The 15824-nt window shown below is 42.0% G+C and carries 17 protein-coding genes; 5 read left to right on the forward strand and 12 right to left on the reverse strand.

The annotated features are described in order from the left end of the window. Nucleotides 1–40 precede the first annotated feature (40 nt). Nucleotides 41–481: a DciA family protein gene (locus FTU71_RS03575; protein WP_004974242.1), complete on the forward strand. Its 441-nt coding sequence runs from the start codon at nt 41–43 to the stop codon at nt 479–481. Nucleotides 482–578: 97 nt separating this feature from the next. On the opposite strand, the gene lpxC is transcribed toward FTU71_RS03575, so the two are convergent. The 8 genes from lpxC to gshB form a co-directional block, all read right to left on the reverse strand. Next, nucleotides 579–1481: a UDP-3-O-acyl-N-acetylglucosamine deacetylase gene (gene lpxC / locus FTU71_RS03580; protein WP_004974240.1), complete on the reverse strand. Its 903-nt coding sequence runs from the start codon at nt 1479–1481 to the stop codon at nt 579–581. 123 nt (nt 1482–1604) lie between these two features. Beyond that, nucleotides 1605–2786 (reverse strand): cell division protein FtsZ, encoded by a 1182-nt coding sequence (gene ftsZ / locus FTU71_RS03585; protein ID WP_004974238.1) that lies wholly within the window; start codon nt 2784–2786, stop codon nt 1605–1607. A 159-nt stretch (nt 2787–2945) separates the two neighbouring features. Continuing rightward, on the reverse strand, nt 2946–4208 hold the full coding sequence (ftsA, locus tag FTU71_RS03590; protein WP_004974236.1) for a cell division protein FtsA: 1263 nt from the start codon (nt 4206–4208) through the stop codon (nt 2946–2948). Between the two features lie 67 nt (nt 4209–4275). Continuing rightward, nucleotides 4276–5130: a cell division protein FtsQ/DivIB gene (locus FTU71_RS03595; protein ID WP_004974235.1), complete on the reverse strand. Its 855-nt coding sequence runs from the start codon at nt 5128–5130 to the stop codon at nt 4276–4278. Between the two features lie 2 nt (nt 5131–5132). Then, complete coding sequence (locus tag FTU71_RS03600; protein WP_004974232.1) at nt 5133–6062, reverse strand: D-alanine--D-alanine ligase; 930 nt, start codon at nt 6060–6062, stop codon at nt 5133–5135. A 56-nt stretch (nt 6063–6118) separates the two neighbouring features. After that, complete coding sequence (gene murC, locus FTU71_RS03605) at nt 6119–7567, reverse strand: UDP-N-acetylmuramate--L-alanine ligase (RefSeq protein ID WP_167846405.1); 1449 nt, start codon at nt 7565–7567, stop codon at nt 6119–6121. 3 nt (nt 7568–7570) lie between these two features. Then, nucleotides 7571–8674: an undecaprenyldiphospho-muramoylpentapeptide beta-N-acetylglucosaminyltransferase gene (gene murG, locus FTU71_RS03610; RefSeq protein WP_004974229.1), complete on the reverse strand. Its 1104-nt coding sequence runs from the start codon at nt 8672–8674 to the stop codon at nt 7571–7573. A gap of 319 nt (nt 8675–8993) precedes the next feature. Continuing rightward, nucleotides 8994–9938, reverse strand: coding sequence for a glutathione synthase (gene gshB, locus FTU71_RS03615; RefSeq protein WP_179994156.1), 945 nt, complete (start codon nt 9936–9938; stop codon nt 8994–8996). Between the two features lie 116 nt (nt 9939–10054). On the opposite strand from gshB, the gene FTU71_RS03620 reads away from it, so the two are divergent. Then, the gene (locus FTU71_RS03620; protein ID WP_167846407.1) at nt 10055–10249 is read left to right on the forward strand and encodes a DUF3565 domain-containing protein; all 195 of its coding nucleotides are present in this window, start codon (nt 10055–10057) and stop codon (nt 10247–10249) included. A 154-nt stretch (nt 10250–10403) separates the two neighbouring features. Next, the gene (locus FTU71_RS14695) at nt 10404–10463 is read left to right on the forward strand and encodes a hypothetical protein (RefSeq protein ID WP_225531235.1); all 60 of its coding nucleotides are present in this window, start codon (nt 10404–10406) and stop codon (nt 10461–10463) included. Between the two features lie 48 nt (nt 10464–10511). On the opposite strand, the gene FTU71_RS03630 is transcribed toward FTU71_RS14695, so the two are convergent. The 3 genes from FTU71_RS03630 to pyrE all read right to left on the reverse strand — a co-directional run bounded on the left by FTU71_RS03630 (nt 10512) and on the right by pyrE (nt 13155). Further along, nucleotides 10512–11171 (reverse strand): hypothetical protein, encoded by a 660-nt coding sequence (locus FTU71_RS03630; RefSeq protein ID WP_179994155.1) that lies wholly within the window; start codon nt 11169–11171, stop codon nt 10512–10514. After that, entirely contained in the window at nt 11168–12028 is an 861-nt protein-coding gene (locus FTU71_RS03635; RefSeq protein WP_180111454.1) for a PAAR domain-containing protein, read from the reverse strand. Before FTU71_RS03635 ends, FTU71_RS03630 begins: the two co-directional genes overlap by 4 nt. 476 nt (nt 12029–12504) lie before the next feature. Further along, nucleotides 12505–13155 (reverse strand): orotate phosphoribosyltransferase, encoded by a 651-nt coding sequence (gene pyrE / locus FTU71_RS03640; protein WP_096901637.1) that lies wholly within the window; start codon nt 13153–13155, stop codon nt 12505–12507. Nucleotides 13156–13194: 39 nt separating this feature from the next. Between pyrE and FTU71_RS03645 the strand changes: the two genes are divergently transcribed. Next, nucleotides 13195–14013: an exodeoxyribonuclease III gene (locus FTU71_RS03645; protein ID WP_096901635.1), complete on the forward strand. Its 819-nt coding sequence runs from the start codon at nt 13195–13197 to the stop codon at nt 14011–14013. Between the two features lie 853 nt (nt 14014–14866). Continuing rightward, entirely contained in the window at nt 14867–15214 is a 348-nt protein-coding gene (locus FTU71_RS03650) for a Spx/MgsR family RNA polymerase-binding regulatory protein (RefSeq protein WP_026438350.1), read from the forward strand. 96 nt (nt 15215–15310) lie between these two features. On the opposite strand, the gene FTU71_RS03655 is transcribed toward FTU71_RS03650, so the two are convergent. Continuing rightward, nucleotides 15311–15748 carry a DUF2147 domain-containing protein gene (locus tag FTU71_RS03655; protein WP_004974208.1) on the reverse strand — a complete coding sequence of 146 codons (438 nt, stop codon included), beginning with the start codon at nt 15746–15748 and terminating at the stop codon, nt 15311–15313. Nucleotides 15749–15824 lie beyond the last annotated feature (76 nt).

The following is a 15824-nucleotide window of genomic DNA, read 5'->3' on the forward strand; positions in this document are numbered from 1 at the left end:
GAGCGCATAAGATTAGGGCATAAACATGAAGGAATGATGTATGTCCGAACCTGTGAATCTCTTTCAACAAACAAGAAAACACATAAAAACAGGAAACCTAACGTTTCTCTCAACCCAAGTTGCTGCATGGCAGAAACTTGGCAAACTTATTCAACCTTTACTGCCGCAACCAGAGCAATGGCAGGTGGTTTGTTATCAACAAGGTGTCTTAACCATTACTGGAACGAATCAAGCGATGGTCAGTCAACTTGCTTATTTGCAAAAGCAATACATTACTCAACTGTCACAACTGCATGAACTGAAAGACATACAAAAAATTCAAGTTCGTTTAAGAGTTGAATCTCAAACGCCCCCAAAAAGCGAAAAGCCTTTAAGAACACTTAGTCCAGAAACTCAAGATATGTTACGAGGTGCTGCTGACTTTGTGAGCGACCCTAAGCTTAGCCAAGCTTTGTTACGTTTGGCAAGCAATAAAAAATAATTGTTTGCAGAAAACACCAAAAACTCGTGCTCAAATTTGTGATGAAATTCACATATTATTGTTGTTACATTATAACGTAGTAAGAAAAGACAATGACTTATGTCACATGCACAAAAGTGATCGGGCAAGAATTTATGTCATCAAATGTTACAATTTCATAACTGCTTGGATCGCTCTGAACATTGCGTAATAACTGATTATTTAAGGCATGTCCTGATTTATAACCATCAAACTTGGCAATAATTTGATGTCCAAGCAAGTACAAATCCCCCACAGCATCTAAAATTTTATGCCGTACAAACTCGTCCGAGAAGCGCAAACCTTCTTCATTGACCACGCCTGTATCATCTACCCCAATGGCATTATCTAAACTCGCACCCAAAGCCAAATTATTGGCTTTTAAATAGTCCAAATCTTTCATAAAGCCAAAAGTACGTGCGCCACTGACTTCATAGACAAAGGTTTCTGTAGAAAAATCGATGGTGGCAGACTGATATTCTTTTTTAAAGGCAGGATGATCAAAGTCGATGGTGAAATTGAGCTGAAAACCTTCATGCGGACTGAACACCGCACGTTTATCGTCAATTAAAGCTTCTACAGGTTTTAAAATTTTGATGAACTTTTTCGCAGCATCCTGTTCTTTTAAACCACCCTGCATCAACAAATAAATAAAAGGCCCTGCACTGCCGTCCATAATGGGCACTTCAGAGGCAGACACTTCAATAATCAAGTTATCAATGCCCAACCCTGCAATTGCACTCATAACATGCTCAATAGTGCCAACTTTGGCATTATCCTGAACCAAATTCGAGCACATAAATGCTTCTTGAATCAGCATGGCATCGGCTGGAATATCGACAGGCGGATTTAAATCGATACGACGAAACACAATTCCCCCATCGGCATGATGCGGCACAAAGTTGATCAATACTTTTTGACCACTGTGCAGACCAATACCGCTCGCCTTGACGACACGTTGTAGGGTACGTTGTTTCAGCATGTTCTCAATTCATCTAAATTTTAAAACCGCTATACGTTAGCATATTTAGCCATTGATAAAAAACAAAAAAGGCAGTTTAAAACTGCCTTTTCCCGATCACACAATGAAATTGAGGATCTTGGCTTATTTACGCTGCTGATTTTTCAAATAGTCTTGAATACTCATTGGCGTTGGACGCGCAGAGCCTGATGTTGTTGTCGCACTAATTGCAGGCGCAGTTTCTGCCTGCTGACGCTGAATTGCAGGCACATCATCTTCTTCTACTGCCGCTGTTGGTGCTGCAGAAGTGGTTTGTGTCACGGTGCGTTTTGCAGGCTCTGGTGTATCGCCTGTGTTACGCGCTAAACCAGTAGCAATAACAGTCACGCTAATTTCGTCACGCGCTTCAGGATCAAATACCGTACCGTAGAATACTTGGGTTTGTTCGGTATCTGAAAGTTGATGAATCACGTCCATGATCTCTTCGATTTCACCGAAGGTCACATCATCACCACCCGTTACGTTAATCAACAAGCCTTTGGCATTGGCAATGGTTACGCTATCGAGCAATGGGCTACGAATCGCTTGTTCAGCCGCTTGACGCGCACGGTTTTCACCACGACCTGAACCAACACCCATCATCGCATAACCGCGCGTACTCATCGCAGTTTTCAAGTCAGCAAAGTCTAGGTTGATGTGACCTGGACGTACCACCAAATCAAAAATACTGCGTACACCGTTCAACAAAACGTCATCGGCTTTTTTATACGCATCTTTCATTGAAATGTCGCGGTAAACTTTCATTAAACGCTGGTTTGGAATAATGATTAAAGAGTCTACATGCTGTTCTAATGCCGCAATCCCTTTTTCCGCAGAAAGTAAGCGACGCTTACCCTCAAAGTTAAATGGCGTAGTCACCACACCAACAGTCAAAATGCCCATTTCTTTGGCAATTTCAGCCACAACTGGCGCAGCACCTGTACCTGTACCACCGCCCATCCCTGCAGTCACAAACACCATGTCTGTGCCTTCAAGTTGCTGACAGATCAGCTCGCGGCTTTCTTCCGCTGCAGTTTGACCCACTTGAGGATCACCGCCCGCGCCTAAACCACGTGTGCTTTGCTCACCTAGCTGGATTTTGAATTGCGAATTCATGCGATCCAATGCTTGTTTGTCCGTATTGGCACAAACAAATTTTACACCCTGAATATCCGACTCAAGCATGTGCTGCACAGCGTTACCACCTGCACCACCCACACCAAACACAGTGAAACGGGCTTGACCGTTGCTATCGGTTTGATCATCTATAAATTCAAATGAGGCCATGACCTTTAGATTTCCTAATACGTTATTGGCAGTCACTTAAGCCCGTATACTGCCTTGATCTTCATAAAAATTATTTTTAAGAATGCTGTTCAACTTCTGGCTTGTCAAGTACCAGTGATGATCCGTACAACTTCCTAACAATATTCCCAAAAAACTCAACTAAAAAATAGATTTTAACTTTTCGTTCAAGCCAGACCATGCCCGTCCGACACGCCCCCAAACCGATAAGGTTTCAGGGTCTTCATGTTCTACAATCGTGTCTTGAGTATAGTTTTGACTATAAAGCAATAAGCCTGAAGCTGTTGCATATTGTGAACGGCGTAAGGCGGCCTGATGCGGTTCATCGGCATAAACTTGTGAAGGATGATTCCCCAAGTGTGCCGAAACACCCAACATACGACGTACCAAGCTGATCATGCCTTCAATTTGTGAGGCATCACCCGCCAAAACCACACCATGATATAAACCATGAATGGCACCGCTCTTTTCGAGTTCCTGACGAATTTGTGCAAAAATTTCTTCATAACGCGCAATAATAATTTCCGCCAGTTCAATACGGCTAATGGTTTGCGGCCCATCAATGCCCTGAATCTGAATCATGTGATCAGGTTTGACCACTTTCATATCTACACAGCCATACAATAGCTTAATCCGTTCAGCTTCTTCAGTTGTGGTTTGTAACACCGCTGCAATATCGCGGGTGACATGCTCACCACCACGCTGCAAAGTGTGTGCCAAGGCCAAACGTCCATCTAAATAAACTGCAATACTGGTCGTACCTGCGCCAATATCTACCAGACACACACCGTATTCTTTTTCATCTTTAAGCAGACTGGCTTCTGCAGTGGCTAAATTTGACACCACCATTTTTTCGACACCAATATTGGCACCTTTTAAAGCACGGTCTAAATTCTGCATGGTGCTAATAGGCAACATCATCAATTGATAATGCCCCGTCATGCTATGTGCTGACATACGAATTGGGTTTTGTACCCATTCACCCGAATCATCTAAATCGAAACCGAGTGGTACTGCACTCACCAAATAATGGTCTGAGGTGAGGTGACTGGCTTTGGCCAAGTCCAAGGCGCGTACCACTTCACTGGTGGTAATGGTGTGATCACTACTTTCAATAGGTGTGCGACCTGAAGCATAAAAGCTTTTTAGCTCTGCACTAGGAATAGAAATCCATGCCGAATGCACACGGCATTCCGCCATATCTTCCGCTTCTTGCACGGCATTTTTAATTGCAGTAATCACTTTATCGAGACTGACAATTTTTCCCTTACTCATGCCTCGATTACGTGCGGTGGCCATACCAATGACTTGGATATTGTCTGGCGCATGGACCTTAGCAATCAAAACTGAAACTTTGTGCGTCCCAATGTCAATCGCAACAACCGAGGGAACAGCTTCACTCATTTATTCACTACCATTACCAGTATGTTTAATTTATGGCTTAATGCCTCTATTTTTTTAAAGCCCAATATTATGGCTTTGCTCTTATTCCCTCTGCAATGCTTGTGTCATCAATCGTTACAACAAAGTGACCATTTGCAATTTTTGGCGGAATTGAGTTTTTCCATTGAATGGCTAAACCATTGCGATAACGCAAATCGATGGCGGATATTTTAGACCATACAGGTTTCAAATCACTTTGTGCAAGATGCCCCAAGCGCTGCAGCTTACTCATGGTTTGATCTTTATCTACAATAACACGTAGACCTGAATCAAACTGCATAAACCACGTCATACGTTCTGTTAAATATAGTTCTTTTAAACGATCGTTGACGGGTAAGAATAATTGGTTAATTTCATTATAACGACGCATCATCATTTTAGATTGATGCGTTGGCCCGTGTAATAACGGTAAATGTTGATTATTTTGTGGCGTGACCTCGGTAAAGACTTCACCGCTGTCACTGAGCAAACGACCTGTCCCCCAACGTGCAATTGGATGACGCGGCATAACCCGCACACGAATAGCATTCGGCCACGCACGTGAAACCACCACTCGATCTACCCAAGACAACTCCAAAGCGGTATCGCGGATTTGCTCTAGGTCAGAGGTGAAATAGTTCTTGGTCATTACAGGGTTCACATGCGTCATCACTTGGCGGTGTTCCGCATCTGAACGTGTACCCACTACATCTAGCTTGGCAATTTGTGCATCGGTCATGACTTTGTATAGCCCGTACGCACCCACTGCCAACACGAGCACCGCAACGCACAGCATTACCCAACCACCAAAATGAATCAGCTTTTCTTTGGCTGTTGGCGGTTTGTCATGAATCGAGGTAATCGCTGCCCGTTTACGGCGCAAGGATGCAGGAAGTTGAGCCATATTTAGTGTGCTTCACCTGTAAGGGTTTGTGCCAAAATTGCCACACACAGCTCATCAAAACTATAGCCGACTGCATTTGCCGCTTTCGGAACTAAAGAGTGGCTGGTCATTCCCGGCACGGTATTCACTTCCAATAGCCAGAAATTGCCGTTCTCATCTTGCATGGCATCAATACGACCCCAGCCACTTGCACCCACGGCTTGGAAGGCACGTAATGCCAAAGCTTGTAACTGTTGCTCTTCGGCAGTGCTTAAACCACACGGAATACCGTATTGCACATCATTACGTTGATATTTGGCTTCATAATCATAGAACGCCACATCTTTCGGTGGTTCTAAACGAATAATCGGTAAAGCCTGACCATTTAACAGCACGATGGTAAATTCACGTCCTGTAATCCATTTTTCAGCCATAACAATAGCGTCATGTGCAGTTGCTTTCGCTACAGCATCGGCAAAGTCTTCTACTTTTTCGACTTTGCTCATGCCAATACTTGAACCTTCATGTACAGGCTTGATGATGAGTGGTAAACCCAATTCGGCAACCACGTCTTCAATATTGGAATCTTTGCTAACAATACGATATGGCGCAGTTGGCAAGTCAGAACCTTGCCAAATTTGCTTGGTCTTCACTTTGTCCATGCCAATGGCTGAACCTTGCACGCCCGTACCCGTGTATGGAATATTCAACCATTCCAAAACACCTTGAATTTGACCATCTTCACCACCGCGCCCGTGTAACACAATAAAGGCACGATCATAATTGACCAATTCGGTCACGCTACGTGTTTGTGGATCAAATGCTTCTGCATTGACCCCAGAACGTAGCAGTGCTTCGAGTACTGCTTGACCGCTGTCTAGAGAAACCTCACGCTCAGCAGATTTTCCACCCAATAACACGGCAACTTTGCCGAACTTTGAAGCATTTGACACGTTTATATCCTTAAACTTTAAACTGGTCGATCAAATTCAAACATCACAGGTTGTGATTATTTTAAATATAAATGGTTTTGTGCAAGCTCGATTGAAATCGCCCCCACATTACCTGCACCTTGGGTCAATAACAAGTCATTGGCCTGTAACACTTGTTTCACAATATTCGGTAGGTTGCCGTCATTTGGATCGACCAAAATTGGCTCAACCTGACCACGCAAACGAATACTGCGTGCCAAAGTACGGCTATCTGCGCCAACAATTGGTTTTTCACCCGCAGGATAAACATCGAGCAATAACAATTGATCGACTTGTGACAACACTTCCACAAAGTCATCAAAACAGTCACGGGTGCGACTAAAACGGTGTGGCTGGAACAACATCACCAAACGGCGATCAGGATGACTTTGACGCGCAGCTTTAATGGTGGCTTCCACTTCTTTCGGGTGATGTCCGTAGTCATCTACCAATTTCACATTGCCGTCTGCTACCTCAAACTCACCTTGTACTTGGAAACGACGACCGACACCGCTAAAGCCTTCTAAAGCACGGCAAATTGCACCATCAGAAACGCCTTCATCGGTGGCAATTCCAATTGCAGCCAAGGCATTCAATACGTTATGCAGCCCCGGTTGATTCACCGTCACGCGTAACGGTTCGCGGTCTTTACGCAGTACAGTAAAGTGTGTGCGCATACCGTCTTGATCAACATCAACGGCACGAATATCGTTGTCTTCATTAAAACCATAGGTCAATACAGGGCGCCCGATACGCGGCATGATTTCACGAATATTGGCATCATCACCACACACCACAGCCAAACCGTAGAATGGCAGTTTGTGCAAAAATTGAATAAAGGTATCTTTTAAGGTATCGAAACTACCACCATAGGTGTCCATGTGGTCGGCATCAATATTGGTCACCACAGCCGCCATTGGCTCTAGGAATAAGAACGATGCATCAGATTCATCGGCTTCTGCCACGATATAACGGCTAGCACCCAATGCTGCATTGACCCCAGTACGGTTTAGCAAACCACCAATCACGTAAGTTGGATCCATGTTTTCTTCGGCCAACATACAGGTGATTAAACTGGTAGTGGTGGTTTTACCATGTGTACCCGCGACTGCAATACCATGACGGTAACGCATCAACTCGCCCAGCATTTCAGCACGACGCACCACAGGAATACGGGTGTCAATTGCTGTTTTAATTTCTGGGTTTTCTGGGTCAATTGCAGTAGACACCACCAACACATTGGCGCCTTTAATATTCTCTGCCGCATGCCCAATATAAACCTTGATGCCATTTTCTTCTAATTGCGCTGTGGTTTTTGAAGCTTTGATGTCTGAACCCGACACTTTATAGCCTTGGTTTTTCAAGACTTCGGCAATACCACACATCCCCGCGCCACCAATACCCACAAAATGAATGTGTTTGATACGGCGCATTTCAGGCACTTTGATTAATTTTTTCGCTTGATCAGCGGGTGTAGATGGAGACATATTTTACTCGAACAATGCTTGAATAAGACGAACCACGTGTTGAGTTGCATCAGGCTGCGCCTGCTGACGGGCTTTGACCGCCATTTCAGACAACAATTGACGATTCATTAACGGGGTTAATAATGTTGTTAAACTTTCAGGTGTCATGCTAGCTTGCGGACAGATTTTTGCTGCACCAAGATCGGCTAAAAACTTGGCATTGGCAGTTTGGTGATCATCCACCGCACTAGGCAATGGTACAAATACTGCTGCAACACCTGCAGTCGCGACCTCGGTTACCGTGAGTGCGCCCGCACGACAAATAATTAAATCGGCATCACTATAGGCTTTGGCCATATCTTCAATAAAAGGCTGTACCTCAACCTGTAAATGGTCAGGCTTGTGTGCATAACGTGCCTGCGTCGCTTCGGCATGGTTTTGCCCACATTGATGATAAACATCTAAAGCGACATTTAGTTGCTTTAACGCTTCAGGTACACATTCATTTAAGGCTTGTGCACCTAGTGAACCACCCACAATTAAAATACGAATTGGCAAGCCTGCTTTTTCACGTTCCTGATAGCGCCATGCAGGGCTTAAGGTCGCAGTGATTTCTTCACGAACAGGGTTGCCTGTGGTGACAATTTTGTTACTGTTTGGAAAGGTATTTGGGAAAGCCTGACACACGGTTTTTGCCACACGTGACAATTGAGTGTTGGTAAAACCCGCAACTGCATTTTGTTCGTGAATCAGCACAGGAATACCCAAAGCACGTGCTGCCAAGCCACCCGGCCCTGCCACATAACCACCAAAACCTGCAACAGCATCAACTTTTAATTGCTTCATGTAACGCACAGCACTGAGCGTTGCGCCTAAAATTTTAAATGGTGCAGCCAGTTTACGGATCAAACCGTTGCCACGTACACCTTGAATATTAATTTGGTAAATTGGGATATTATGATTTTTAAGCAGACGATTTTCCATGCCCGTTGGGGTCGCCAACCATGACACTTGAATCCCTTGTTGCTGTAATTGTTTTGCGACGGCCAAAGCGGGAAAAACATGTCCACCTGTACCTGCGGCCATCATCATGACATGTTTAGGCTGTTGTTGCTGTGCGTCAGTCACGGTTTAATTCTTCAACTCAAAATAAGGCAAATAAAAATCTTGTATAAGCTATCAATTGTAATCACAAACGCATGGGCTTGAAAGGTTATTTACTTTTTTTCACCAAGTGCTTGATTGTTTTTTTCTACAGATTTTCAAGTTTAAACTAGTTTTATTATTAATCTACGGAAAATGTTAAGTTTTATTCAATTTTACCTGCTTTGATTGATCTATTTTGCAAAGTGTTTAAGTTGTTTTTTGTATCCACGTCTCTAAAAACAAGGCCGCTTTCAAATAGAAAACGGCTTTTGTATTGATACAGTGAGCATAAAGCCCAAACTTAGTTGGGACGACCTGCTTCAAGTACGGTAAATAAATCATCGGCAATGGATGTACCAAACTGTGCATCAATTTCACGAATACACGTTGGACTGGTCACGTTGATTTCAGTGACATAGTTGCCAATCACATCTAATCCGACAAAAACCAAGCCTTTTTCACGTAAAAATGGCCCGACTTTGGCGGCAATGGCTTTGTCATTTTCAGTCAATGGACGTGCTTCGCCTAAACCACCTACAGCTAAGTTGCCACGCACTTCGCCATTTTGTGGAATTCGTGCCAAACAATAAGGCACAGGCTCACCATTAACCATGAGGATGCGTTTATCACCATCTACAATTTCTGGAATATAGCGCTGCGCCATGATTGGCTGAGTGCCGTTGTTGGTCAGAATTTCAATGGTTGAGCCAATATTGACCCCATCTTGGTACAAACGGAAAATTCCCATGCCGCCCATGCCATCGAGCGGTTTAACGATCACATCACCATGTTGCTGAATAAATTCACGAATCAGGCTTTGTTGTGAAGTGACCAATGTCGGAACTTGTAGTTCTGGGAATTGAGTCGCAAACAGCTTTTCATTACAGTCACGCAGGCTTTGCGGCTTGTTGATGATCCATGCGCCTTCGCGTTCAGCTTGCTCTAAAATATATGTGGTATAAACGAAATTCATGTCAAAAGGCGGGTCTTTACGCATGAGAATGACATCATAATCAGCTAAGGATTCTTTGCGTTTTTCGCCCAATTCGTAATAATGGTTATAATCTTCAAAGACTTTGAGCGATGCAATCAGACCAAATGCCTTGCCCTGATCAATATATAAGTCTTGCTGTAATGCATAGCCCAAGGTATGCCCACGACGGCTTGCCGCCCATAACATCGCCATGGTGGAATCTTTTTTCAAATTGACACTTTCGATGGGATCCATCACCACAAGTACGCGCATATTTCGGTGCTCTTTTGAAGAATTGAATAAGCAAAAGTATAGCGGAGTTTGGCTTTGGTTTTGCTGCAATTTTCGTAACGCTTTATCTAGCCTCATCACATACTTAGGAGTTTGCGATGCAACAAGCGATTATTGATTTTCATTTAGATGAAGAAAATGATTGGGTCGCAGATTTGGCCTGCGGTCATGGGCAGCATGTGCGGCATAATCCACCGTGGCAAAACCGCCCGTGGGTAATCACAGAGCAAGGGCGCAAGGAAAAGTTGGGGGTGATGCTGGAGTGTAAGAAGTGTGAGGAGGAGACTGAGTGAATACGCTTAGATACTCAGTGTTATTCATACCCTCTTCATACCCCAAATGTCTCCTTTTAAGTCGTGCGTGTATAGCATTCTTCGCTGCCATTAAAGGGCGATCTGGTCTCATCCATGGAACTCGAGAACTTGTGGTGCATCGCACTATGTTGTCGTGTATGACGTTAAAGATTCTGTTCGTATTTTAAGAATTTTGCATACATCACAACAGTAGGGTTAGGTTGATGTATTTACGCACTCCTGAAAACCAATACAACAAAGATCAGTGGTAACTAGCGATCTGTTCAATCGCCAACTCATAAGAACTTTCAAACTGATATTTCAGCGTTTTATCTTGAGTAGAATGAATAAAATCTTCCATTTTTTGTCTATATTCTTCATGTCCTGCCTTATACATCGCGAGTAAGTACCCCCACTCACCATATAAATATTCAGAGTCATTTTTAGGAGTGACTTTCAATGTCTTTTCCAGCAATGACGCTACTTGGGCATAACATTTTTCATATTCATTTTTAGGCTTTTTAGCGTAATAGCTCAACTCACATTGAGTCAGTAAACGTGCTTCGCTAAACCTAGTTTTTAACATTTTACTATTTAAATCATAAGCTTCTTTATACATGGCTGTGGCTAAGTAAATCTGCATTTGCAACTTTTCTCGCTCGGAATCATTCTTAATTTTGTTTATTTCAGACAAACTATCTTTCATTACCTTATTCGCATGTTCTCTTTCCCTAAAATTCAAATTATGAATCGTATCTTTATATTTTTTTATAATAGATTGATCTTCTGCAGAAAGACTCTGGGCAGCTTCACTATCTTGAGTGAGTTCAACTTCACCATGATGTGTATTATGTCCATTAGATGAGCAGGCAGTGCTTCCGAATATCAAGAAGGCTGTTAAAAAAATAAGAAAATTCTTCATCTAACTTCCCTTGCTGCGGAATTTAAAGTAAAGCTGTGGGTTGTAAAACTGGGTATCGGGGTAACAACTCCACCGCTAAACGTCAATACATATCCAAGATCTAATTCAACCCTCAATAGGAGTAAATCACGCTCAGGCAAGGTAATGTTACAGAAACCTACTGGTTCTTTTCCTCGCTCAATACTCCAAACCCCACCATCAGACTTCAATTCTTGTATTTTTAATAATTCAGATTTTCTATTTTTTTCTTTATAGAGTCTTAGAGTTGCATAAGGAGTGATTTTATTTGCATCATGTTTTACAACTGGCGGGTGATATGAAACTGTTATAAACAGATTCTTTTTCTTTAAAATAGATGTAACGATAAAATCACATGCTCCTGAAACTATTTGTAAAACACTCCCCAATAGCCCTTTTTTATCTTCATCGTATGGAGGAATTCCTGTTTTAAATTTTACATAATCGGTTTTATTAAACTCAATATAATAGTTCTCATACTTCCTCTTATTTGTAAAACTATTTATTAAATTCTGTTGAGCACTTATAGGCAGAGTTTGCTCAGTTTGAGGATTAGAAACTATATGATAATTAGCATTACTCCCACCAACAACATGCGACTGTTGCGGCTGAATAATAGCACCGCATGTTAATTTATCCCCGACATAAGCAACTGGCTTACCATCAAAGATAATATGGTCATGGCTTTTAATCACTGAAGACCAACATTTACATCTTGGACAGAAATGCCCATCGCCCGCTCTAACAAAAGAATTGCCCATTTGAGAATTTCTTATCTGAGTAGCTAGAATACGACCACCATGATTAGTTGGTGCATTATGAATAGCAAAACCTCTCATAATCTTAATCCTTATAGTTTAGTCATGACTAAGAGAGTTCTGAAATGTTAATTGATCTTTAAAAATGCATATTGCCACCGAATTGTTAAAAGTATCAATAATTTCATCGCCATTCTTTAATTGACTACTGACCAATAGAGCAGTGATACCTTCAACAACTTTTAAGATTTGCTCAATCTCTTTTGAGAACATCTGTTGTTCTAGTGTTTTGATAAATAATTTGTATAACGAAGTTGATCTTGTCATTTTTGAGTTCGTATATGTTTTTATTATATAATGCGAAGTATAACAAACTTTTAAATTAGTAAAAAATCATAGTACTTTTCTCATATTAAATTTTAATGTGATTTAAAAATACAAAATTTGTCTCACCCCTCAGTCGGGCTTTTTTATTATTTATTACATTTCATTATATTATTAAAAATCAAACTGAATAAAAGCGAAAAGGAAGCTCTCGCTTCCTTCTCCAAAACAACTTAAATCCCATACTTCACACGGTACGCTTCCATTTTCGCCAAGGCATCTTTTTCACCTTTAGCATCCAAATAATTCATTAAATCTTTCATGGTAATTAAAGCATGCACAGGAATTTCCAACTCTTTTTGCACTTCCTGAATAGCAGACAAATCGCCCTGACCTTTTTCTTGACGGTCTAAAGCCACCAATACGCCCGCAATTTGTGCGCCTGCATTTTTCAAAATAGTCACCACTTCACGAATAGCCGTACCCGCAGTAATCACATCATCAATAATCCAAACTTTTTTGCCCTCAACCGCAGCACCCACCAACACACCGCCTTCGCCATGATCTTTGGCTTCTTTACGGTTAAACCCCCACGGCACACTTACGCCATGATTTTGCGATAAAGCCACTGCTGTAGCTGCCACAAATGGAATACCTTTATAAGCAGGCCCGAAAATAACATCTACATTTTTGCATTGCATGAGTTGATCTGCATAGCCCGAAGCCAATAGCGATAAAGCTTCGCCATCATTCAACAAACCTGCGTTAAAAAAATAAGGACTCACACGACCCGATTTTAAAGTAAACTCACCAAATTTAAGCACACCACGTGATAAGGCGAGTTCGATAAAAGCTTGCGGGTTAAATTGAGCTGGCGATGTCATGAGGTGCTCCAAATTAATACATTGAGGTAAGACCTGAGCATGATACCAAAGAGTAGCTATCCGAGTGATCAAAAAATTCTTCGAGTGGTTTCAATTAACGTCAATGGGTTGCGTTCATCGGTAAGCAAAGGCTTACTCGAATGGTTGGAAAAGTCTGAAGCAGACGTGATTTGCATGCAGGAAAGCCGCATCACACACGCCCAATGGACCGATAAATTTAAGCCAGAAGGCTGGCACACGCATCTTTTCCCTGCAGAACGCGCAGGCTACGCAGGGACAGCTATTTATAGCCGTTTGCCGTTTGTTTCTGTGCAAAATGGTTTAGGCTTTGAATTGGCCGATTCTCAGGGTCGCTTTATCAGTGCTGAATTTGATGTAGGACTGGATCACCCAATTTACATCTGTTCACTGTATTTGCCTTCTGGCTCTTCAGGTGAAGAAGCCCAAATGCGGAAAGATCACTTTTTAGAAGAGTATCAAAAAATTCTAAAACAGTGGCGTGAAGACAATAAATCGATCATTGTCTGTGGCGATTACAACATTGTGCATAAGCGCATTGATATTAAAAACTGGTCAGGTAACCAAAAGTCTTCAGGTTGCTTACCGCATGAACGTGCATGGTTAGATCATATTTATAATGACTTGGGCTATGTCGATACCTTCCGTGAAGTACGCCATGAAGCAGAGTTGTATTCTTGGTGGTCAAATCGCGGGCAAGCCCGTGCCAAGAACGTTGGTTGGCGGATTGATTATCATGCCTGTTCACCCGACTGGAAAGCACGCACTGTCAATGCTTGGGTGTATAAAGAAGAATGGTTTAGTGACCATGCTCCCGTGATTATTGATTATAAGATTTAGGGTCTATTGACATTTCATAAATGGTTTGCGCTGTAGGCTAAAACTGAGCAGATCAGGCATGAAACGCAGGGAATAGTGGGTCTATTGCCAAGTTTCATAACGCAATCTGAGAAAGTTTTAGCCACAGCCTGAGCAAAAACAAGCACTGCTTTGTTTGCAGCGCAAGGCGCAGCGAAGGACGAGCATATTTTTTTGCTGCTATTGCGTTATGTGCCAGTCATTTAGAATGGCTAAATTTCCTGTCCCATGCCTTATATCAGCTAAAAATATGCGTCGTCGCAAACATAGACGAATTGTCAATAGTCCCTTATTCACACAAATTTCACAGCCTACACGAGTGAACAGTTGTTCACTCAACTGAGGTTCAATTCGCACATAATCTGTCGACTTTGTGTATTTATCTTCAAGTCGATTCAGCGCATTATTGCATCACGGCAAAGGGACAGTCAGGATGACACAAAAGGATTGGAAGCCGAAGGATGGAAAATAAACTAACTGGTTTTGGTTAGTTTCAAGGATGTAACAATGGACGTTAAAATGAGACCCGCATAATCAGGATGATTAAATGCGGGTTTTCTCTTTTTATCATCTTATTTTCTGTTTTGCGCTATTACTGTTGTTCTTCACTGTATTTTTTATTTTCACTTGAGTCTATTTTTATCAAGTTTTTCATTTTATTCTGTTTATGCGTCCCATTTTAGAGCGATCAAGTGTCAATTTGGTGACATCGGTATGACGTATTGATGACAAATACCATTTAAACAGCCAGTCATTGTTCACTGCAAGTTTCTAGCACTTAGCGCTGTTTTGGGCTAGGCTATAGCCAGTTTGATGATATTAACGTGAAAAAAATATGTTAAAAATTTATGGGATTAAGAACTGCAATTCAATGAAAAAAGCCTTCGATTTACTCAATGAATTGGGGCTAAGTTATGAGTTTCACGATTATAAAAAACAAGGGATCGATGCCGACACTGTCAAAAGTTGGTTAGATGCGCTTGGGCAAGATGTAGTACTGAATAAAAAAGGCACCACTTGGCGCAAACTCAGCGAAGCAGAACAGCAAGCTGCTTTGGCCAGTGAAGCCAACTTAATTGAAGCACTTTGCACTCACACCAGTTTAATTAAACGTCCTGTCTTAAAAACTGAATCAGGCTTTATTGCGGGTTTTGATGAAGCGGCTTATCGTGCTTTAGGTTAAGTTTAAAAAAATACCAATAAAAAAACCTGCTCACATGGAGCAGGTTTTTTTATATCCTGTGCAATATGATTTCAACTGCACAGGTGGAATACATGCTTAGTTCGCACGAATCCATGTTTGGTTACGACCCAATGCCGCTACACCAATGAAACCACGCAATTCCAGTTTCTTACCACCATCGGCAAGTTTACCTTTTAGCTTGTAGGTTTTACCTGTTTGCGGGTCAAGAATTGAACCACCATCGTAGCTCGTGCCGCCTGTATTTTTCAGACCGCGAACAATGGTCAAACCTTTGAGTGATTTGTTGTGATACGGACCTTCACATTTTGTACAGGCATTTTCTTCACCAGGCGTTAAAATTGACTGAATGCTTGCGGTTAAAGTTCCATTTTTTTGCTCAGTAAATCTTACCGTGGCTTTGGGTTGTTTGGTTTTGTCGTCAATTGTTTTCCAAACTGTGCCGTTAAGCGGATCTGCAGCATTGGCCAAAGCGCTTAAACCTAACAGCCCGAATGCAAGTGCAATTTTTTTCATTGTTTTGTTTCCCTGGTCTACTATCAGACAACTTTATTATTAAAAAGTCACAACAAATTTGCAATTTTTGAATGTG

The sequence above is a fragment of the Acinetobacter sp. YH12136 genome (genome assembly GCF_013418545.1).
GTDB classification, from domain to species: domain Bacteria; phylum Pseudomonadota; class Gammaproteobacteria; order Pseudomonadales; family Moraxellaceae; genus Acinetobacter; species Acinetobacter towneri.